This is a genomic window from Gordonia lacunae (assembly GCF_002149015.1).
GTDB classification, from domain to species: domain Bacteria; phylum Actinomycetota; class Actinomycetes; order Mycobacteriales; family Mycobacteriaceae; genus Gordonia; species Gordonia lacunae.
Genome location: NZ_NGFO01000024.1, coordinates 1 through 20680, shown reverse-complemented (window position 1 = coordinate 20680; position 20680 = coordinate 1). Strand labels below are relative to the sequence as shown.

General features: G+C 68.4%; 20 protein-coding genes. 7 read left to right on the top strand and 13 right to left on the bottom strand.

Translation table 11 applies throughout. The features are described 5' to 3' along the window. The first annotated feature begins 175 nt into the window (after positions 1-175). Positions 176-1579, top strand: a complete 1404-nt coding sequence (locus CA982_RS18735; protein WP_086536774.1) for a DUF349 domain-containing protein — start codon at positions 176-178, stop codon at positions 1577-1579. Between the two features lie 79 nt (positions 1580-1658). Here CA982_RS18735 and CA982_RS18730 read toward each other — a convergent pair whose 3' ends face one another. After that, positions 1659-2309 (bottom strand): Rv2732c family membrane protein, encoded by a 651-nt coding sequence (locus CA982_RS18730; RefSeq protein ID WP_425269091.1) that lies wholly within the window; start codon positions 2307-2309, stop codon positions 1659-1661. Between the two features lie 27 nt (positions 2310-2336). Then, entirely contained in the window at positions 2337-3869 is a 1533-nt protein-coding gene (miaB, locus tag CA982_RS18725; protein ID WP_086536825.1) for a tRNA (N6-isopentenyl adenosine(37)-C2)-methylthiotransferase MiaB, read from the bottom strand. Positions 3870-4003: 134 nt separating this feature from the next. Between miaB and CA982_RS18720 the strand changes: the two genes are divergently transcribed. From CA982_RS18720 to CA982_RS18705, 4 genes are read left to right on the top strand one after another with little or no spacing between them, the layout of a single operon-like run. Beyond that, entirely contained in the window at positions 4004-4732 is a 729-nt protein-coding gene (locus CA982_RS18720) for an amino acid ABC transporter ATP-binding protein (protein WP_167383378.1), read from the top strand. 1 nt (position 4733) lies between these two features. Continuing rightward, positions 4734-5726, top strand: coding sequence for a glutamate ABC transporter substrate-binding protein (locus CA982_RS18715; protein WP_086536772.1), 993 nt, complete (start codon positions 4734-4736; stop codon positions 5724-5726). 15 nt (positions 5727-5741) lie between these two features. Further along, the gene (locus tag CA982_RS18710) at positions 5742-6419 is read left to right on the top strand and encodes an amino acid ABC transporter permease (RefSeq protein WP_086536771.1); all 678 of its coding nucleotides are present in this window, start codon (positions 5742-5744) and stop codon (positions 6417-6419) included. After that, a complete protein-coding gene (locus CA982_RS18705; protein WP_086536770.1) occupies positions 6416-7306 on the top strand; it encodes an amino acid ABC transporter permease in 891 nt (296 codons plus the stop codon). The genes CA982_RS18710 and CA982_RS18705 overlap by 4 nt, the downstream gene beginning before the upstream one ends. Positions 7307-7321: 15 nt before the next feature. Here the strand turns inward: CA982_RS18705 and CA982_RS18700 are convergent, their stop codons facing one another. The 7 genes from CA982_RS18700 to pgsA form a co-directional block, all read right to left on the bottom strand. Then, positions 7322-7870, bottom strand: a complete 549-nt coding sequence (locus tag CA982_RS18700; protein ID WP_086536769.1) for a regulatory protein RecX — start codon at positions 7868-7870, stop codon at positions 7322-7324. 11 nt (positions 7871-7881) lie between these two features. Then, positions 7882-8925: a recombinase RecA gene (gene recA, locus CA982_RS18695; protein WP_086536768.1), complete on the bottom strand. Its 1044-nt coding sequence runs from the start codon at positions 8923-8925 to the stop codon at positions 7882-7884. 198 nt (positions 8926-9123) lie between these two features. Further along, positions 9124-9318 carry a DUF3046 domain-containing protein gene (locus CA982_RS18690; RefSeq protein WP_086536767.1) on the bottom strand — a complete coding sequence of 65 codons (195 nt, stop codon included), beginning with the start codon at positions 9316-9318 and terminating at the stop codon, positions 9124-9126. After that, positions 9309-10511 carry a glycosyltransferase gene (locus CA982_RS18685; RefSeq protein WP_086536766.1) on the bottom strand — a complete coding sequence of 401 codons (1203 nt, stop codon included), beginning with the start codon at positions 10509-10511 and terminating at the stop codon, positions 9309-9311. The genes CA982_RS18690 and CA982_RS18685 overlap by 10 nt, the downstream gene beginning before the upstream one ends. Before the next feature lie 43 nt (positions 10512-10554). After that, positions 10555-11370: a phage shock protein PspA gene (gene pspA, locus CA982_RS18680; protein WP_086536765.1), complete on the bottom strand. Its 816-nt coding sequence runs from the start codon at positions 11368-11370 to the stop codon at positions 10555-10557. Positions 11371-11513: 143 nt separating this feature from the next. Next, positions 11514-11891 carry a helix-turn-helix domain-containing protein gene (locus CA982_RS18675; RefSeq protein WP_086536764.1) on the bottom strand — a complete coding sequence of 126 codons (378 nt, stop codon included), beginning with the start codon at positions 11889-11891 and terminating at the stop codon, positions 11514-11516. A gap of 159 nt (positions 11892-12050) precedes the next feature. Then, positions 12051-12752: a CDP-diacylglycerol--glycerol-3-phosphate 3-phosphatidyltransferase gene (gene pgsA, locus CA982_RS18670; RefSeq protein ID WP_086536763.1), complete on the bottom strand. Its 702-nt coding sequence runs from the start codon at positions 12750-12752 to the stop codon at positions 12051-12053. A 161-nt stretch (positions 12753-12913) separates the two neighbouring features. Here pgsA and CA982_RS18665 point away from each other — a divergent pair, with 161 nt between their 5' ends. Then, positions 12914-13429 (top strand): amino-acid N-acetyltransferase, encoded by a 516-nt coding sequence (locus CA982_RS18665; RefSeq protein WP_086536762.1) that lies wholly within the window; start codon positions 12914-12916, stop codon positions 13427-13429. 2 nt (positions 13430-13431) lie between these two features. Next, positions 13432-13716, top strand: a complete 285-nt coding sequence (locus tag CA982_RS18660) for a YciI family protein (RefSeq protein WP_086536824.1) — start codon at positions 13432-13434, stop codon at positions 13714-13716. Between the two features lie 37 nt (positions 13717-13753). On the opposite strand, the gene CA982_RS18655 is transcribed toward CA982_RS18660, so the two are convergent. The 4 genes from CA982_RS18655 to CA982_RS18635 all read right to left on the bottom strand — a co-directional run. Then, the gene (locus tag CA982_RS18655) at positions 13754-14800 is read right to left on the bottom strand and encodes a TerC family protein (protein ID WP_086536761.1); all 1047 of its coding nucleotides are present in this window, start codon (positions 14798-14800) and stop codon (positions 13754-13756) included. A gap of 219 nt (positions 14801-15019) precedes the next feature. Further along, positions 15020-18013 (bottom strand): DNA translocase FtsK 4TM domain-containing protein, encoded by a 2994-nt coding sequence (locus CA982_RS18650; RefSeq protein WP_167383376.1) that lies wholly within the window; start codon positions 18011-18013, stop codon positions 15020-15022. 80 nt (positions 18014-18093) lie between these two features. Continuing rightward, a complete protein-coding gene (locus CA982_RS18640; RefSeq protein ID WP_086536759.1) occupies positions 18094-18726 on the bottom strand; it encodes a TIGR03085 family metal-binding protein in 633 nt (210 codons plus the stop codon). A 46-nt stretch (positions 18727-18772) separates the two neighbouring features. Further along, a partial coding sequence (locus CA982_RS18635) for a ribonuclease J (RefSeq protein WP_279627979.1) occupies positions 18773-20680 on the bottom strand: 1908 nt, incomplete at its 5' end.

Here is a 20680-nt window from a genome sequence, read left to right as displayed (position 1 = left end):
GGGACATTCGGCCCACGACCCACCAACTCGGCACGGACGCCACATCGACGGTCCTGAACTGCTTGAATGGAGCGGTACTCCTCGGCGATCGCGGGCATCGGATGCCCGGTGAGAGTCGACTCCAGCGACCGGCAGCCGTGACGCGCGGCACCACTGAGCGGCAGGACACGTGCACATGACCAACCCGACCGAATCGGCACCCGCGACCGGATCATCAGCCCCGGGCGACGCCTCACCCGACACCCAGGCGGCTCCGGCAGGCCAGAGCGCACCGGCGCCCACGCCCAAACCCGGGCCGCGCCCGAAACCCGGTCCACGTCCGGGCGTCGCGTCGGAGCCGGTCGTCACGCACCTGGTCACGGCCGATCCGCACCGCTTCGGCCGGATCGACGAGGCGGGCGTCGTGTGGCTCAAGACCGAGGACGGCGAACGCGAGATCGGTTCGTGGCAGGCCGGCACGGTCGAAGAAGGACTCGCGCACTTCGGACGCCGGTTCGACGATCTCGCCACCGAGGTCGAGATCCTCGAGGAACGGCTCACCGCCCGGTCGGGCGACCCGCGCAAGGCGCAGGGTGCCGCCAAGCACCTGCTCGACGAGTTGCCCAACGCGCACGTGATCGGTGACGTCGCCGCGCTGCAGCGCCGGCTCGAGGCCATCGTCGGCAGCGCCGACGAGGTCGCCGAGACGCTCCGCGCCGAACGCGAGAAGACCCGCGCCGAGGCGATCGCCCGCAAGGAGGTGCTGGCCACCGAAGCCGAGCAGATCGGCGCCGACGCCACCAACTGGAAGAGCGCGGGCGACCGGTTGCGCGAGATCCTCGACGAGTGGAAGTCCATCAAGGGCGTCGACCGCAAGACCGACGACGCGCTGTGGAAGCGCTACGCGAAGGCGCGCGACGCCTTCAACCGCCGGCGCGGTGCGCACTTCGCCGAACTCGACCGCGAGCGCGCCGGCGCGAAGGAACGCAAGGAGGCACTGATCGCCCGCGCCGAGGAGCTGTCCGGCTCGACCGACTGGGGCCCGACATCGGCGAAGTTCCGGGAGCTGCTCGGGGAGTGGAAGGCCTCGGGACGCGCACCGCGTGACACCGACGAGGCCCTGTGGCAGCGGTTCAAGGCCGCCCAGGACGTGTTCTTCGGTGCGCGCAACGCGGCGTCGTCGGAGCGCGACGCCGAGTTCAGTGCGAACGCGACCGCCAAGATCGCGCTGCTCGACGCCGCCGAGAAGGCCATCGATCCGGCCGCCGACCTCGACGCCGCCCGGCGCGAGTTCCGGTCGTTCCGCGACCAGTGGGACGAACTCGGCAAGGTCCCGCGCGACCAGATGCACAGCCTCGAGGCCAGGGCCCGGGCACTGGAGAAGCGCATCCGCGACGCCGAGGACGCACAGTGGCAGCGCACCGATCCCGAGGCGCTGGCGCGGGCGGCGCAGTTCGCCGATCGCGCAGCGCAACTCGAGGACCAGGCACGCAAGGCCGCCGAACGCGGCAAGGACCGCGACGCCGCGAAACTGCGCGACCAGGCGGCGCAGTGGCGCGAGTGGGCCGACGCCGCGGAGAACGCCGTCACCGACCGCTGAACCACCTGACCGCCGACCCCTGGCCGGGGTTCGGCGGTCAGTCGTCGGCGGTCAGATGTCAGCGGTCAGATGTCGGTGGTCAGGGCTGCTGCGGCTTCTTGTGATAGAGCGCCGAGGCGTAGGCCTCCTGCTCGGCGGCCTGGCGGCGGCGTTCGTCCTCGAGGGCGAGCTGGTACGAGCTACGTGCCCACACCACACGCGACCAGTGGAACGTCAGCACGAACACCGCGATCCAGCCGAGCACGAGTCCGACGCCGACGCCCGACGGCGGCTCGACTCCCCCGACTCCCGGGGTGTTGCGCGACCACCACGCGAGCATCCCGGCAACGCAAGCGATCGCGCACCCGCACAGGGCTATCCAGGCCAGGAACCAGCGCCGGGTGAGCAGCGCGAGCATCGAGACGACGATGCCGAAGATCGTCACCAGGTAGACGAAGATCCTCGACACGATCGTGACGCGCTCGGCGGCCGCCTCGGGCGTGAAGGTGAGCACCTCGAGGCCGGTCACCGATCCGGTGTGCGGCAACACCATCGACACCATGGCCAGGACGACGGCCACGGCGACGACGACCGCGCGCGCTCCCGGATCGATCTCGCCGGCGACCCGGCGTTCGGCCTTGCGCAGGTCGCGCTCGTACTGTTCGAACGTCGATTTCTCGGCCACGGACTTCTCGAACGCCGTCGTGTCGGGGTCGGACTTGCCGGGGTCGGGCTTACCGGGTTCGGACATGGTCATCGCCTCACTTCGTGATGGTGGTCAGCTGCCGCAGCCGGTGCCGCAACCGGCGTCGGCCGGAGCCGGGGCGGGGGCACCGACCCCCGGCAGCCCGAGCCCGACGCCGACGGGTGCGGTGGTGGGGGTACGGCTCTGTTCGTGCGCATCGCCGGCACGGGTCCGACGGTGCGCGAGGACGCCGGAGTCGGCGATCAGATGGTGCGGCGCGGCCGCGGTGAGCTGCGTGTGCACGATGTCGCCGGGTCGGATACCGGCTGCCGTGCCGGGCGCGAAGTGCACCAGCCGGCCGTCGCGGGCGCGTCCGGTCATGCGCTGGGTCTTCGCCGACTTGCGGCCCTCGTCGGCGACGACGAGCAGTTCCACCTCGGTGCCGACCAGTGCCTCGTTCTCCGCCAGGCAGATCCGTTCCTGCAGCGCGATGAGTCGTCGGTAGCGGTCGGCCACCACGTCGGGCGGGACCTGGTCGGCCATCGTCGCCGCGGGGGTGCCGGGGCGGGGCGAGTACTGGAAGGTGAACGCGCTCGAGAAGCGGGCTCGCTCGACGACGTCGAGGGTGGCCTGGAAGTCCTCCTCGGTCTCGCCGGGGAAGCCGACGATGATGTCGGTGGTGATCGCCGCATGCGGCATGGCCTCGCGGACCTTGTCGAGGATGCTCAGGAACTTGGTCTGCCGATAGCTCCGACGCATCGCGCGCAGGATGCGATCCGACCCGGATTGCAGTGGCATGTGGAGCTGCGGACACACGTTCGGCGTCTGGGCCATCGCCTCGATCACGTCGTCGGTGAACTCGGCGGGGTGCGGTGAGGTGAACCGGACGCGTTCGAGCCCCTCGATGTCACCGCAGGCGCGCAGCAGTTCGGCGAAGGCCCCCCGGTTGCGGGGCTGGTCCGGGTCGGCGAAGGACATGCCGTAGGCGTTGACGTTCTGGCCGAGCAGGGTGACCTCGACGACGCCCTGGTCGACGAGGGCCTGCACCTCCGCGAGCACCTCACCCGGCCGGCGATCGACCTCCTTGCCGCGCAGCGACGGCACGATGCAGAACGTGCAGGTGTTGTTGCACCCCACCGACACCGAGACCCAGCCCGAGTAGGCGGAGTCGCGCTTGGCCGGGAGGTTCGAGGGGAACCGTTCGAGTGCGTCGAGGATCTCCACCTGGGCGGCGTCGTTGTGGCGGGCCCGATCCAGCAGCGCCGGCAGCGAACCGATGTTGTGCGTGCCGAACACCACGTCGACCCACGGGGCCCGCGACAGCACGGTGTCCTTGTCCTTCTGGGCGAGGCAGCCGCCCACGGCGATCTGCATACCCGGCCGGTCGGACTTGACCGGCGCGAGATGCGACAGGTTGCCGTACAGCTTGTTGTCGGCGTTCTCGCGGATGGCACAGGTGTTGAAGACGACCAGATCCGCGGCGTCGTCCTCGGCGGCGCGCACGTAGCCGGCGTCCTCGAGGAGACCCGCGATCCGCTCGGAATCGTGGACGTTCATCTGGCAGCCGTAGGTACGAACCTGATAGCTGCGCGCGGCGGGTGCTGCCTGCTCAGGCCGATCCGACAACTCGATACTCACTCTTACGAGGGTACGGGGCGCAGGCAAATCGACTCCCACAGGTCACCCGGATGCACGTCGGCGGATAGGGTTCCCCAATGACCATTTCGCCGAGCAAGTCCGCGGACCCTGGGTCCAAGCCGATGATCGCGATGCGCGGGGTGCAGAAACACTTCGGGTCGTTGCACGTCCTCAAGGACATCGATCTCGAGGTCCCCGCCGGCCAGGTCGTGGTGGTCCTCGGACCCTCGGGTTCGGGCAAGTCCACCCTCTGCCGCACGATCAACCGCCTCGAGCCGATCGACGGCGGCGAGATCCTCGTCGAGGGTCAGGTCCTACCGGCCGAGGGCAAAGATCTCGCCCGCCTCCGCGCGGATGTCGGGATGGTCTTCCAGTCCTTCAACCTGTTCTCGCACAAGACGATTCTCGAGAACGTCACGCTCGCGCCGATCAAGGTGCGCAAGAAGAGCAAGGACGAGGCGGGCAAGCGCGCCCTCGAACTGCTCGAACGGGTCGGCATCGCCAGCCAGAAGGACAAGTATCCCGCCCAGCTCTCCGGCGGTCAGCAGCAGCGGGTGGCGATCGCCCGCTCGCTGGCGATGGACCCCAAGATCATGCTGTTCGACGAGCCGACCTCGGCGCTCGACCCGGAGATGGTCAACGAGGTGCTCGACGTGATGGTGTCCCTCGCCAAGGAGGGCATGACGATGGTGGTCGTGACCCACGAGATGGGCTTCGCGCGGAAGGCCGCCGATCGCATCATCTTCATGGCCGACGGGGCGATCATCGAGGACTCCGATCCGGAGACGTTCTTCAGCAACCCCTCGACCGACCGCGCCCGGGACTTCCTCGGCAAGATCCTGGGGCACTGACATGAGACAGGTACGCACCGCCGGGTTGATCCTGGCAGTCGGCGCGATGCTCGCCACCGTGCTGTCGGCGTGTGGCAGCACCGAACCCCGCAATCTGCTCGATTCCATCCGCGAGGGCTCGGTCGTGCTGGGCGTCAAGTTCGATCAGCCGGGTCTCGGTCTGTACGAGCCGGACGGCAATGTCGAGGGATTCGACGCCTCGGTGTCGCGGTACGTGGTCAACCACATCGCCGACGACCTCGGTGTCCCCCATCCCGAGGTCACCTGGCGCGAGACCCCCTCGGCACGACGTGAGGCGATGATCGACAACGGCGAGGTCGACCTCATCGCGGCCACGTACTCGATCAACGCGGCCCGCTCGAAGAAGGTGACCTTCGGCGGCCCGTACCTCGTCACCTATCAGGGGCTGATGGTGCGCGCCGACGACACCTCGATCGACCAGCTCGCCGACCTCGACAAGGGCAAGAAGCTCTGCTCGGTGACCGGTTCGACGCCGGCCCAGAACGTCAAGGCACAGCTGCCCGCGGTCCAGTTGCAGGAGTACGACTCCTACTCCGCCTGCGTCGAGGCGCTGCGCCGCGACAAGGTCGACGCGGTGACCACCGACGAGGCGATCCTGGCCGGCTACTCCAACTTCTGGGAGGGCGAGTTCAAGCTCGTCGAGATGACCTACCTCAAGGACGCCTGCGTCAAGGACGCCCTGAAGACAGCCGGCAGCCCGTTCTCGACCGAGCGCTACGGCGTGGGCCTCGCCCTGAACGACACCGCCTCGCAGGGCGCCGTGAACAAGGCGCTCGACGCCATGCTCGCGCCGGCCGTCGACAGCGAGTCCGCGTGGAACGCGGCACTGCGCAAGGCGCTCGGCAACCCCTATGTGGACGAGATCATCGCCCGCGCCGACCGGCCGGACTCGAAGTTCCCGTATCTGCCCGATCCCGGCGATCTCGAATTCCTCGACTCGCCCTCCACCCCGTGCCCGCCCGGGCTCCAGTGAGCGACGGAGCAACCGATGAATGACGTCTCTCTGTGGGAGAGCATGGGCCCAGAGCTGTGGCCCGCCTTCTGGGTGACCATCCAGCTGACCTTCTACTCGGCGATCGGCTCGCTGATCTGGGGCACCATCCTCGCCGCCATGCGCGTCTCCCCTGTCCCGGTGATGCGCGGATTCGCCGAGGTGTACGTGAACATCGTCCGGAACACACCCCTGACATTGGTGGTGCTGTTCTGTGCGATCGGCCTGTATCAGAACCTGGGTCTCACGTTCGCGCCGACGATCGAGTCGAACAACTTCTGGCTCGCCGTCCTGGCCTTCGTGCTGTACACCTCGACGTTCGTCTGTGAGACGTTGCGGTCGGGCTTCAACACGGTCCCGCTCGGCCAGGCCGAGGCCGCCCGTTCCCTCGGCCTGTCGTTCACGCAGGTCTTCGGGATCATCGTGCTGCCGCAGGCGATCCGGTCGGTGATCGGTCCGCTCGGTAGTGTCCTGATCGCGCTCACCAAGAACACCACGGTCGCCTCGGTGATCGGTGTCGCCGAGGCGGCCGCCCTGATGAAGACCGAGATCGAGACCTACTCCGATCAGCTGTTCGTCATCTTCGGCGTCATCGCAGTCGGGTTCATGATCATCACACTCAGCGAGGGCGCCGTCTTCGGCTACCTCGCCAAGCGACTGGCGGTGAAACGATGAGTGCCGACTCGACCGTTCTCTACGACGCGCCGGGGCCACGCGCCCGGGCCCGCAACCGCCTGCTGGCGGTCGCCTTCCTCGCGATCCTGGCCGCCATCGCGATCTACGTGATCGTTGTCCTCGCCGCCAACGAGCAGTTCACCGCCGAGAAGTGGTCGCCGTTCGTCACGTGGAGCACCTGGACCGGTTACATCCTGCCGGGCCTGTGGCGAACCCTGGCGGCCGCGGCGGTGTCCATCGTGCTGTCGCTGCTGCTCGGCGCCGTCCTGGGCATCGGCCGGCTCTCCGATCATTTGTGGGTGCGGACGCTCGCGGGGCTCTTCGTCGAGGTCTTCCGTGCCATCCCGGTGCTGATCCTGATGGTCTTCACCTGGTTCCTGTTCGCCATCTACGGCATCTTCCCGTCGTCGGCGCTGGCCTTCGCGGCCGTGGTCACCGGCCTGACCCTGTACAACGGGTCGGTCATGGCCGAGATCCTGCGGTCGGGTATCAACTCGCTGCCCAAGGGTCAGACCGAGGCGTCGATGGCGCTGGGATTGCGCAAGAGCCAGATGATGCGCATCGTCCTTCTGCCGCAGGCGATCACCGCGATGATGCCCGCACTGATCTCGCAGATGGTCGTGGCATTGAAGGACAGCGCACTGGGCTACATCATCGGGTACTCCGAGGTGGTGCGCAGCGGTCTGCTCTCGGCGTCGCGCTACGGCAACTACATCCCCGCGCTGATCGTCGTGGCCATCATCATGATCCTGATCAACTTCGGGCTCTCGACGTTCGCCACCGCTCTCGAGCGCCGGCTCCGTCAGGGGCGCCGATCATCCGGACCGACCGCGGATCCCGAGGCGACCGAACTCGCCGCGTCGGAGAATCTGCCGACCGGCACATAGTGCGAGGCGGGGCGCTCAGCCGCTGCGAAGCGCGCTGAGCGCCTCCCCTACGACCTCGAAGGCCAGGGACTGGGAGTAGCCACGGCGCACCAGCATGCCGACGAGGCGACGCATCGCCTTGTCGCGTTCGGCCCGATCATCGCCGATGCGGTCGACGACCGAGGGCGTGAGTTTGCGGGCCACCAGACCGGACGCGATCTCTCGTTCGTCATCGGGGTCGATGTCGGCCAGGGCCTCGGAGATGACCGACTCGTCGACGCCCTTGGTGCGCAGTTCATGCCGTAGCGCCAGGCGTCCCTTACCGGAGTTGAGGTGCCGGGACCGTACCCACTCGGAGGCGAACTCTTCGTCGTCGAGCAGGTTGTGCTGTTCCAGGCGGGCCATCACCTCGTCGACGACGTCGGGCTCGAATCCCTTGCGCGTCAATCGGTCCCGCATCTCCTGCCGCGAACGTGCACGGACCCCGAGCAGCCGCAGTGCCGAGTCCCATGCGCTGGGGCCCTTGCGGTCGGGATCTCTGTCCCGGCGCCTGCGCGTCTGTTCGGGGTCCGATGCCTCGCTCACGATCTATCTGATCAGAATTCGACCGGGGCCGGGGCGATGTCGTCGGCGTCGACCGTGGCACCGATGCCCAGCTTCTCTTTGATCTTCTTCTCGACCTCGTCGCGGATGTCGACGTTCTCGAGCAGGAACTTGCGGGCGTTCTCCTTGCCCTGGCCGAGCTGATCGCCTTCGTAGGTGAACCACGAACCCGACTTGCGGATGAAGCCCTCCGCGACGCCCATGTCGATCAGCGAGCCCTCCTTGCTGATGCCCTGGCCGTAGAGGATGTCGAACTCGGCCTGCTTGAACGGCGGTGCGACCTTGTTCTTCACGACCTTGACACGGGTGCGGTTACCGACGGCGTCGGTACCGTCCTTCAGGGTCTCGATGCGTCGGACGTCGAGACGCACCGACGAGTAGAACTTGAGAGCCTTGCCGCCCGTGGTGGTCTCGGGCGTGCCGAACATGACGCCGATCTTCTCGCGCAGCTGGTTGATGAAGATCGCGGTGGTCTTGGACTGGCTGAGCGCACCGGTCATCTTGCGGAGCGCCTGACTCATCAGGCGGGCCTGCAGGCCGACGTGGCTGTCGCCCATCTCACCCTCGATCTCGGCCTTGGGCACCAGCGCGGCGACCGAGTCGATGACCAGGATGTCCAGGGCGCCCGACCGGATCAGCATGTCGGCGATCTCGAGCGCCTGCTCACCGGTGTCGGGCTGGGACACCAGCAGCGCGTCGGTGTCTACACCGAGCTTGGCGGCGTAGTCGGGGTCGAGTGCGTGCTCGGCGTCGATGAAGGCGGCGAGGCCGCCGTTGGCCTGGGCATTGGCGACGGCGTGCAAGGCCACCGTGGTCTTACCCGACGACTCCGGACCGTAGATCTCGACGACGCGGCCACGGGGCAGACCGCCGATGCCGAGAGCGACGTCCAGGGCGATCGAACCGGTCGGGATGACCTCGATCGGCTGCCGGGTCTCCTCGCCGAGCCGCATCACCGAGCCCTTGCCGAAGTTCTTGTCGATCTGCGCGAGGGCGAGGTCGAGAGCCTTCTCGCGGTCTTGGGGCGCAGGTGCCATGGGAGTTCTCCTCGGTTGTGGGCCGGCTTTCCGGCGGGCGGTCTGTGCGGTCCGGGCGTTCATGTGATGAAAGGTAGCCGGAGGGTCCGACAACTCTTCAGACGCAGACTCGGCCCGTGTGGTTCCGTCTGATTTCACCTCTGGCCACCAGAATGGACGAACACCTGTTCGATGGCAAGTGCGACACGCGGTCGTGTGTCACCATCGGTGGCGCGGCACGTCGAAGTCGCGACAGATCGCGACCCAGACGTCGCGCGGGTCGACCCCCTCGTCGATCGCCTGGGCACCGGTGCGTCCGCCGACATCGATCAGGATGTGATCGGACAGGATCGAATCCGCCGAGGGCACACCGAATTCGGCGGTCATCAGCTCGGTGAACTCGGTCAGACGCACGGGTCCAGCCTAGGTGACGACGCCAGGACGCGGCGCGCGACCGCCACCGGGTCGACGACGTCGGTCACCGACTCCCCGATCACGCCCGCGGCCCGTGCGTGCGCCGGATCGTCGAGCACCGCGCGCACGGCCTCGGCGACTGCCGCCGGGGTGACCGGGCGTACGACACGGCCGGCGCCGGCACGCCGGATGCGAGTGGCGAGCTCCCACTGGTCTCCCCCGCCGGGCACCGCGACGACCGGCACCGACGCCAGCATCGCCTTGGCGAGAATGCCATGACCGGAACCGCAGATCAGCAGATCCGCGTGGGTCAGCACCTCGTCCTGTCGGCACGGTCCGGCGGTGATCAGCTCGCCGCCGAATCTCGCGAGATCGGCGTCCGCCGGGTCCCGCAGCCCCGAGACCACCACCCGAACCGTCCTGCCCAGCGAGGCCGGCGACAACGCGTCGAGCGCCGCGCCGAGCATGTCGGCGGCGCCGGTCTCCGCGGTGGACGGTGCGACGACGACGAGCGGATCGTCACCATCCGGCACGGCGAAGAGTTCGTCGGTCGGCTCCCAGACCAGGGGTCCGACGAGATGTGCGTCCGCCGGCCAGTCCGGGCGCGGGACCTCGAGCCCGGGCAGGGTGGCGATCAGACGCGCCGCCGGTTCCGCGTCGGCTCCGCCCAGGCCGATCGAGCGGCGGGCGACCGCGCGCTGCCGCACACCCTGGCGGATCGACGAGGCAGTGGCCGCCCGCATCAGCGTGTCGCGCAACCGACCAGCGATGCCGCGTCCCGGCTCGAGGCCCGAACCGACCGGTGGCAGTCCCCGGGACGGCCGGTACAGCGGGTGCGGGGAGAGCTCGACCCACGGCAGGCCGCTCAGCTGGGCCGCCCAGCCTCCGCCCACCGTGATGACATCGGAGACGACGAGTTCGGTACCGGCCGCCCGTAACGGCCCGACGAGCTGCCGGGCCATACGCGCGGCGCGTGCGCTCAGCTTGGCGCCGGCGTCGGTGTCGTCGTCGGAGTCCTCGGCACGCAATCCGGGGAGCTCGGCGACGTCGATGCCCCGGCGTCGTGCGGCGTCCGACCACCCGAGCGAGGTGAACACGGTCGGGTGATCGCCGGCGGCACGGAACCGTTCGGCCAGGGCGAAAGCCGGGAAGGCGTGTCCGGCGTCGGAACCCGCGACAATTGCGACGCGCACGGGTTCACCGTGCGCGCGTACCGATCGCGTCAGTTCTGCCGCGTCAATTCTGCTGGGGCGGTTCGGTGGTCGGCGGCGCGGCCTGGGTCGCGGGCTTCTGCAGGCCGGGTGTGGTGGCACCGGCGGAGGGCAGCGCGTCACCGCGCATGCTGGCGCGGATCTGCTCGAGGCGAGAGTGTCCGGCCATCTGGACGCCGGCCTGCTCGACCTCCTGCATGCGGCCCTGGACGGAGTTCTTGGCCAGCTCGGCCGAACCGAGCGCATTCGCGTAGCGGCGCTCGATCTTGTCGCGGACCTGATCGAGGCTGGGCGTGTTGCCGGGCACCGACAGTTCGCTCATCTGGTTGAGCGACGCCGAGACCTGTTCCTGCATCTTCGCCTGCTCGAGCTGGCTGAGCAGCTTCGACCGCTCGGACAGCTTCTGCTGCAGGATCATCGCATTGCGTTCGACGGCCTTCTTGGCCTGATCGGCGGCCTGCAGCGACTGATCGTGCAGGGATTTGAGGTCTTCCACGCTCTGCTCGGCGGTCACCAGCTGCGCCGCGAAGGCCTCGGCGGCATTGGTGTACTCGGTCGCCTTCTGGGTGTCGCCCGCGGCGGCGGCCTGGTCGGCCAGGGTCAGGGCCTGACGCGTGTTGGCCTGCAACCGTTCGATGTCCTCGAGCTGGCGGTTCAGCTTCATCTCGAGCTGACGCTGGTTGCCGATCACCGACGCCGCCTGCTGCGACAGCGCCTGGTGCTGGCGCTGGGCGTCCTCGATCGCCTGCTGGATCTGGACTTTCGGGTCAGCGTGCTCGTCGATCTTCGCGTTGCCGAGTGCTGAGAGGTAGCGCCACAACTTCACGAACGGGTTCGCCATGCTCGTCGTACTCCATTCCGGGGTCTGAGAACTCTGGTGACCAATCTAGCGTCTGTGAGTCCCGGGTGATTCGGTGTCGTTCGGATGGTGCAAGCCGGCGTCGGTCGGCGCTGCAAAACAGCGTCCGTCGGACGGAACCGGGATCAGGCGGCGGCCAGCGCAGTCGCGTCGCGCCGACCGGCGGGAGCGGGGATCACGACCTTGGTCGCGGTCAGTCCTGCCTCGGCCGACTCCACAACGGTGGCGTCGCCGATCGGCTCGGCGCCGACCACGACCGGTTCGGCACCGGCCGGACGCATGGCGCTCCCCACCTCGAGCAGCAGGTCGGCGATCTCCACGTCGAGCGCGTCACAGATCGCGGCGAGCAACTCGCTCGACGCCTCCTTCTGCCCGCGTTCGACTTCCGAGAGGTACCCCAGGCTCACCCGCGCTCCGGTGGACACCTCGCGCAGGGTTCGGCCCTGTTGCGTGCGGACCCGACGCAGGCTGTCGCCGAGCGCCTCGCGTAAGAGCATCGCCATCGAGTCTCCTCCCTACTGAACTTCTCGGCCCAACTGAACTGCTCGGCGCCCACCTGACCGGCGGGGCGTCTGCTTCCCTACCCAACGCTTCGCGGCGTCGACGAGTTCCCGCAGCACCGATGGGTCACCGCAGCACCGTCTGGTCGACGATAGTCGAACTCAGCGACCGCCGCCGGTTCCTCCCACAGCACGTCGGCGCGGAGCCGACGGTCGGGGTTCGGGATCGTCGCGGTCGGACCGGACCTTGACCGCCTGCCACGTGTAGTCCAACCCGGTGTAGATGGTCACCACCACGGCCAGTCCCATCAGGATGTCGGCGGCGACCTGCCACGGACCGCCCAGCGGGAGCAGGTAGAGGCCGATGGCGAGCGCCTGTAGCAGCGTCTTCAGTTTGCCGCCGCGACTGGCGGGGATGACCTTGTGCCGCAACACCCAGAAGCGCAGCGCGGTCACCCACACCTCGCGGGCGATGATCACCACGGTCACCCACCACGGCAGGATTCCGAGAATCGACAGTCCGACGAGCGCGCCGCCGATCAGCGCCTTGTCCGCGATCGGGTCGGCGAGTTTGCCGAAGTCGGTGATCAGACCGCGCTGCCGGGCGATCATCCCGTCGTATCGGTCGGTCAGCGCCGCGACACCGAAGACGATCGTCGCGATCGAACGCCACAGCGTCGATTCGCCGGACTCCATGAACAACGCCACGAGGAACACCGGGACCAGGACGATCCGGAACACCGTGAGCGCATTGGCGATGTTGACCACCGGAACCGGGTCGACGGGGTCGGTGATGTGATCGGGTCCGCGCCCGACGTTGGCGATGCCCTTCTCGTCGACCGCTCGTCTGATCCGGTCGGTCATGAGCTCGCCCCCGATCGCGGCATCGTGCCGCAGTTCAGGGCAGTCCTCATGTACACGCCCATCAGGGTATCCGCAGGCCCGGTGGACGTGGTGAACAGGTCGGTCCAGCGCGCCGCGTCGGCGTGGGCTGCGCGCGCCGGACAGGACTAAGGTGAATTCCCATGTCCCCCGCCGAACACGTCGTCATCCGTCGTGCGCGCACCTCCGACGTCCCGCGGATCAAAGAACTGATCGATCAGTACGCCGGCAAGATCCTGCTCGAGAAGAATCTCGTCACCCTCTACGAGTCCGTCCAGGAGTTCTGGGTCGCCGACATCGACGGGGTGGTCGTCGGTTGTGGTGCGCTGCATGTGCTCTGGGCCGACCTCGGCGAGGTCCGCACCGTCGCCGTCGACAATGCGCACGCCGGGCGGGGCATCGGCCACCTGCTCGTCGACCGGCTCATGGCGGTGGCGCGCGAGCTCCAGCTCTCCCGGGTGTTCGTGCTCACCTTCGAGACGACCTTCTTCGCTCGTCACGGCTTCGCCGAGATCCAGGGCACCCCGGTCACCCGGGAGGTCTTCGAGGAGATGTGCCGGTCCTACGACACCGGCGTCGCGGAATTTCTCGACCTCAGCTATGTCAAACCCAACACGCTGGGCAACACCCGGATGCTGGCAACCATCGAGCAGGAGTGATCATGCCGTACTTCGCCGTGCAGTACACCTACCGTCCCGCCAAGGCCGCCTTGCGGGATCAGCACCGGCCACTGCACCGCGAGTGGCTCGCCGAGGAGCACTCGGCCGGGAACGTGCTGATCGCCGGACCGTACCCCGACGGCTCGGGTGCGCTCATCGTCATCCGCGCCGCCGACCTCGAGGCGGCCGAGGCGTTCCTCGCCAATGATCCGTTCCAGGCGCACCAGGCCGTCGACGCCATCCGTATCGACGAGTGGACGCAGGTGTTCGGGCCGTTCCCGGCCTGACCCACGTCCACCCGTCGCGTCGGGAAGGACCTGACGGTCAGAGGTCGGTGGACTTCGGCGCCGGGGCGTCGGGGTCGGCCGGCTCGCCGGCGGACTCGACCTCCGCCGTCGTCGCCATCCCCCGGCTCTTGATCAGGCTGGCCACCGTCGTGATCACCAACACACCGAGGATCACCGACAACGAGAGGCCGGTGGAGATCTCCGGGACCGCCACGTGCTCGCCGCCGTTGATGAAGCCCAGGGTGTTCTCGTGCAGAGCGTGCAGCACCAGCTTGACGCCGATGAAGGCGAGGATGATCGACAGACCGATGGACAGGTACACGAGGCGATCGAGCAGCCCACCGATGAGGAAGAACAGCTGACGCAGGCCCATCAGGGCGAACGCATTGGCGGTGAAGACCAGGTAGGGCTCGGACGTGAGGCCGTAGATCGCCGGGATCGAGTCGAGCGCGAACAGGACATCGGTGAAGCCGATGACGATGAGGACCATCAGCATCGGGGTCGCGAGCCGCTTGCCGTTGACGCGGGTGAACAGTTTGTCGCGGTCGTACGAGTCATGCGTGCGCAGGTAGCGCTTCACGAAGCGCTCGAGGCGCGTCTCGCGCTCCTCCTCGTGCTCGACCGGGTCGTCGCTCTCACGGAGCAGCTTGACGGCCGTGAAGATCAGGAACGCACCGAACAGGTAGAAGACCCAGCTGTACGCGTTGATCGCGGCGGCGCCGACGGCGATGAAGATACCGCGCATGACCAGGGCCATCAGGATGCCGAGCAGCAGGACCTTCTGCTGATACTCCTTGGGCACCGCGAACTTCGCCATGATGATGACGAAGACGAACAGGTTGTCCACCGAGAGGGCCTTCTCGGTGACGTACCCGGCGAAGTACTCACCACCGAAGGTGGAACCCCAGTTCCACCAGACGAAGAGACCGAAGATGACGGCGAAGCCGATGTAGACCGCCGACCAGATGCCCGACTCCTTCAGCGACGGCGCGTGGGGCACGCGAACGTGGGTGAAGAAGTCGAACACGAACAGTCCGAGGATCACCGCACAGGTGATCAGCCATACGGACAGCGACACATCCATTCCAAACCTCCAGCAGGCAGCATGAGCTGACGAGCCAGAGGTCTCTCCCACCGAACGGGGGCCGACGCTCCGGGTCCCGGCCGCGACGATGATCGGCATCGTCGGGGGTCGTGACCGTATTGACGGAGACGCCGCTTTGGGGATACTCCCCTCATGGATCTGCGGCCACCTTATACAAACCGCCGGTGACCCGCAGAAACTGCAGGTCAGGCGGTTGCGTCAGGTGTCGGAACTGTCCGTTTCGCCGTCGCCGCCGGTGATCGACGCGATGACGCCGGCGAGATCGTCGGGCTTGACGAGCACCTCTCGCGCCTTCGATCCCTCGCTGGGCCCGACCACTCCCCGTGTCTCCATCAGGTCCATCAGCCTGCCGGCCTTGGCGAACCCGACCCGCAGCTTGCGCTGCAGCATCGACGTCGAGCCGAACTGGCTCGACACGACCAGCTCGATCGCCTGCAGGAGATCGTCGAGGTCGTTGCCGATGTCGCTGTCGATGTCCTTCTTGTCGCCCGCCTTCGCCGCGGTGACACCCTCGGTGTACTCCGGCTCGGCCTGCTCCTTGGAGAAGTCGACGACCGCCGCGATCTCCTCGTCGGTGATGTAGGCACCCTGCATGCGGATCGGCTTGTTGGCGCCCATCGGCAGGAACAGGCCGTCGCCCATGCCGATCAGCTTCTCCGCACCCGGCTGGTCCAGGATGACGCGTGAGTCGGTCAGCGACGACGTCGCGAACGCCAGCCGCGACGGCACGTTGGTCTTGATCAGACCGGTGACGACGTCGACCGACGGTCGCTGCGTCGCGAGCACCAGGTGGATTCCGGCGGCGCGCGCCTTCTGGGTGATCCGCACGATCGCGTCCTCGACGTCGCGGGGCGCGGTCATCATCAGGTCGGCGAGCTCGTCCACGATCGCCAGGATGTACGGGTATGGCTTGTAGACGCGCTCGCTGCCCAGCGGGGCCGTGATGTCACCGGACCGGACCTTCGAGTTGAAGTCGTCGATGTGACGCACCCGCGAAGCCTTCATGTCCTGGTAGCGCTGCTCCATCTCCTCGACGAGCCAGGCCAGTGCCGCGGCGGCCTTCTTGGGCTGCGTGATGATCGGCGTGATGAGGTGCGGGATGCCCTCGTACGGGGTGAGCTCCACCATCTTCGGGTCGATGAGGATCATCCGCACCTGCTCGGGGGTCGCCCGGCTGAGCAGCGAGACGAGCATCGAGTTGACGAAGCTCGACTTGCCCGAACCGGTGGAACCGGCGACGAGCAGGTGCGGCATCTTCGCCAGATTCGCGCTGACGAAATCCCCCTCGATGTCCTTTCCGAGGCCGATCACCAACGGATGCTTGTCTTTCCGGGTCGACGGCGAGTTCAGCACGTCGGCCAGGCGGACCATCTCGCGGTCGGAGTTGGGGACCTCGATACCGACCGCCGACTTGCCTGGGATCGGCGCGAGCAGGCGGACGTTGTCGGTCGCCGCGGCGTAGGCGATGTTGCGTTGCAGCGCGGTGATCTTCTCGACCTTCACACCCGGGCCGAGTTCGATCTCGTAGCGCGTGACGGTCGGACCGCGGGTGTATCCGGTGACCGCGGCGTCGATCTTGAACTGCTCCAGCACTCCGGTCATCCGGTCGATCATGTCGTCGTTGGCGCTGCTGCCCATCTTGGGCGGGTCGCCTTCGATGAGGAGGTCGGCCGGCGGCAGCAGGTAGTCTCCTTCTGCCGTCGGGTCCGACGGGACGAACGCCTCGTCGTCCCCGCTCTCGTCCTCGAGATCGGGCCGGGGCTCCGGCTCGGGTGCGGGACGCGGCGCGGGCCGCGCGGTCGACCGTCGAGCCGGGGTGGCACGGGTGCGCGGGCCCGGCGGGATCACCTCGGTGACCTGATCGGCGACACCCGCGGGGGCGTCCGCGAGACTCTCGGTGACGGCCTCGTCGAGCGGTGCGACGTCGGCGACCTCGGCGGGCTTGCGCCGGGATGACCGACCCGAGGTCCGCGCGGGCGCCGAATCCGGCGGGTAGTTGTCGTACGGGTTCGACGAATACGGGCGGCGGCGGGACCGTGATCCGAGCGCGTCGGAGTCCCAGGGGTCCGACGCGGTGGCGTCCGCGTCGCCGGCCGGATCGCCGAAATCGGGATCCTCGTAGTTCTCGGCGTCGGTGTCCCACGCCTCGGCATCCCACTCGTCGTCGTCCCAGGGCGCGTCGTCGCCACGCCCCACACCGAGACCGAGGTAGCCCGCGGCGGCGTCCACGACCTCGCGGACGGTTCGCCCGCTGAGGATGAGTACGCCGAATGCCATGCACAGCAACAGGATCGGGACGGACACCCAGGCGGTGACACCCGCCGTCAGCGGGGTACCGACCGCGAAACCGACGAACCCGGCGGCCGCGGAACGGCCCGGGAGGTCCACCGGCGCCCCGGCGACGAGGTGCATCAGACCGAGTAGCGGGAGGGCCACGAGGAAACCGCCGGCCAGGTAGCGACCGCGTCGCTCCGGCGCGGCCGGACGACGCATCAGGACGATCGCCAGCGCGAGCAGGCCGACCGGTACGAGCACGGCCGCGGCTCCGATGACCGCGCGGATGAGTGCCTCGATGAAGGCGCCCACCGGGCCCGCCGCGCCGAACCAGACGCTGGCGCCGACGAGCAGCCCGAAGGCCAGCAGCCCGAGCGCCGTCCCGTCCCGCCGATGGCTGTGACCGCCGGCGACGGGTCGGCCACGCACGTCTGCCCCGGACTCGTCGTCGAACAGGTCGGCGTCGACATCGGCATCGTCGTTGTCGTCGAACTCCCCGACGACCTCGGTGCGCGGTCCGCGCCCGACTCCCGAGCCGGCCCGCGCGGCACTGCCCACTCCGCGCGCGAACAACGACCATCCGGCGCCGATGCCCCGGCCCACCGCGGACGCCCCCGCCGCGGCGACGGACCGTCGATGCAGGTCCACCGACTCGGCCGGAGCCGAGCGGGCGGTGGACCGCGAACCGCTGCGTGACGTCCCGGCCTTCGACCTGGTGGTACCCGCGGTCTTCGACTGGCTCTTCGGACCGCTGCTCTTCGCGGAGCCACCCCGCGAACCGCTCGTCGCACCACCGCTCGTCGCGCGTCGGCCACCAGTCGATTTCCCTGCGGTCGAACCCCCGCGCGTCGAACCACCGCGTGCGGAACCGCCGCGCGAGGAGGACGCGCGCGTACCCGTGCTTGCCTTCGAAGCCATACGCACAGACTAATGGGCGGTGATCACATCAGTCACACGGGCAACACGGACGATGGGGTACGTGTCGAAGTTGTGACCGCCTACAGGCCCCGTGAACTCTCGCGGACCCCCGTGATCGCCGACTCGTCGCCGGAGTACGTGACGTCGACGGGGGAACGACCGAAGGCGAAGAGCACCAGCTCACCGATCCGACCGGTGACGACGACCTCGTCGCCCGAACCGGCGGTGACGAGATCCTCGCCGTCGGGGGTACGCAGCGTCACCCGGGCCGGGACCTTCTTGAGCGTCATCTTGCCCATCGACTTCGCCGGGGTCCGGAGTTCCGCCTCGAGTTCCGGGGTCAGGACCCGGGGCGTCCAGGGACCGTCGGGATCGGCGCCGCCGCGCAGCACGTCTTCGTGGTGGACGAACATCTCGGCCAGGTTGGCGAATCGGTCGACCAGCTTGAACGGCGAGAAGACCGGTGGCCCCGACGCGAGCAGGGCGAGTTGGGAGTCCCAGTCCTTCGACGTCGCCTGGGCCCGTACCTTCTCGGTGTGGCCGGCGAACGCCGGGATGAGGATGCCCGGACCGGTGTCCGGGCGTCGCTCGCGGACGACGAGATGGGCCAGCAGGTCGCGGGTGGTCCAGCCCTCACACAAGGTGGGCGCGTCGGGACCCACCTTTGTCAGGGTCTCGACGAGGGCTGCTCTTTCGTTCTGCGCACCGGTCACACGACCACGGTAGCGACAGTGCGGTGAATCCGTTCCCCGCCGCCGGTCAGTCCCCCACCGCGATGACCGTGGGCACGATCATCGGGCGGCGACGATACGCAGCCGAGACCCAGCGGCCGACGGCTCGCCGGATCCCCTGGGCGATCCGGTGCGTGTCGGTGACACCCTCGGCCGCCAGCGAATCGAGCGTCTGATTGACGATGTTCGCGGCCTCCTTGAGCGCGTCCGGGTCGTCGGAGAAGCCGCGTCCGGAGACCTCGGGCGTGCTCACCGCACGGCCCGTGGTGACATCCACGGCCACCGTGATGGCGATGAACCCGCCTTCCCCCAGCACGAGACGTTCGGACAGCGTCGACTCCCCCACGTCGCCGACCGAGAGGCCGTCGACGTAGACGTGTCCGACCGGAACCCGCCCGACGATGTCGGCGCGGCCGTCGACGAGGTCGACGACGACGCCGTCCTCGGCGAGGACGACCCGGTCCTTAGGCACCCCGGTCGCGACCGCGAGCGCGGCGTTGGCGCGCAGGTGCCGCCACTCGCCGTGGACGGGCATCGCATTCGAGGGCCGCACCGCGTTGTAGAGGTAGAGCAGCTCACCGGCCGAGGCGTGGCCCGAGACGTGGACCTTCGCGCTCTGCTGGGTGATGACGGTCGCACCTCGCTTGGCCAGACCGTTGACGACCGCGAACACCGAGTTCTCGTTGCCGGGGATCAGCGAGGACGCCAGCACGACGAGGTCGTCGGCCCGGATGTTGATCTGCCGGTGCTCGCCGCGGGCCATCCGGGAAAGCGCCGACAGCGGCTCGCCCTGCGAGCCGGTCGAGATCAGCACGACGCGGTGGTCGGGCAGACTGGCGGCGGTGTCGAGATCGACGACGACGCCGTCGGGTACCGAGAGATAACCGAGATCCTGCGCGATCTGCATGTTGCGCACCATCGAACGGCCGACGAAGGTGACCCGCCGGTTGTGGGTGTGCGCGACGTCGATGATCTGCTGGATGCGATGGACGTGGCTCGCGAACGACGCCACGATGACTCGCTGCTTCGCCTTGCCGATGACCTGGTCGAGAACCCCGCCGATCTGACGCTCCGGGGTCACGAAGCCCGGCACCTCGGCGTTGGTCGAGTCCACCAGGAACAGGTCGACCCCCTCGTCGCCGAGTCGGCTGAAACCGGCGAGGTCGGTCAGCCGGCCGTCAAGCGGGAGCTGGTCGAGCTTGATGTCGCCGGTGTGCAGCACGACGCCGGCGGGAGTCCGGATCGCGACGGCCAGGGCGTCGGGGATGGAGTGGTTGACCGCGAAGTACTCGCACTCGAACGGACCGTGTGAGGTCTTCTGACCTTCGATGACCTCGACGAGCTTGGGCCGCAGTCGATGCTCCCGGCACTTGGCCTCGACCAGCGCCAGCGTGAACTTCGCGCCGATCACCGGGATGTCGCTGCGCAGCCGGAGCAGGAACGGCAGAGCACCGATGTGGTCCTCGTGACCGTGGGTCAGGATCACCGCGTCGACGTCGTCCATGCGGTCTTCGATGTACCGGAAGTCCGGCAGGATCAGGTCGACACCCGGTTGGGCGTCCTCGGGGAAGAGCACGCCGCAGTCGACGATCAGCAGACGGCCGTTGTACTCGAAGACGGTCATGTTGCGGCCGATCTCGCCGATGCCGCCGAGCGCCACCACGCGCAGACCGCCCTTGGGCAGTCGTCGGGGTGTGCCCAGCCGATCGACGGGGGCCGGGGTCGCCGGTTCGGGCCGGCGGCCGCCGCGGGCATCGCCGCGCTCATGGCGGGGCCGACGGGTGTTCGACGCGGGATTCGCGGGACGTTTGGCCGCGTGCTTCGGCGAGTTCGCGTCCGACTTCTGCTCCGATGATCCGGCCCGCTCGGCTCGCGCACGCCGGGGTTCCCGTGCTTCCGTCTTCGCCTCGACGGGCTCGGCGGGCGGGGTGGGCTC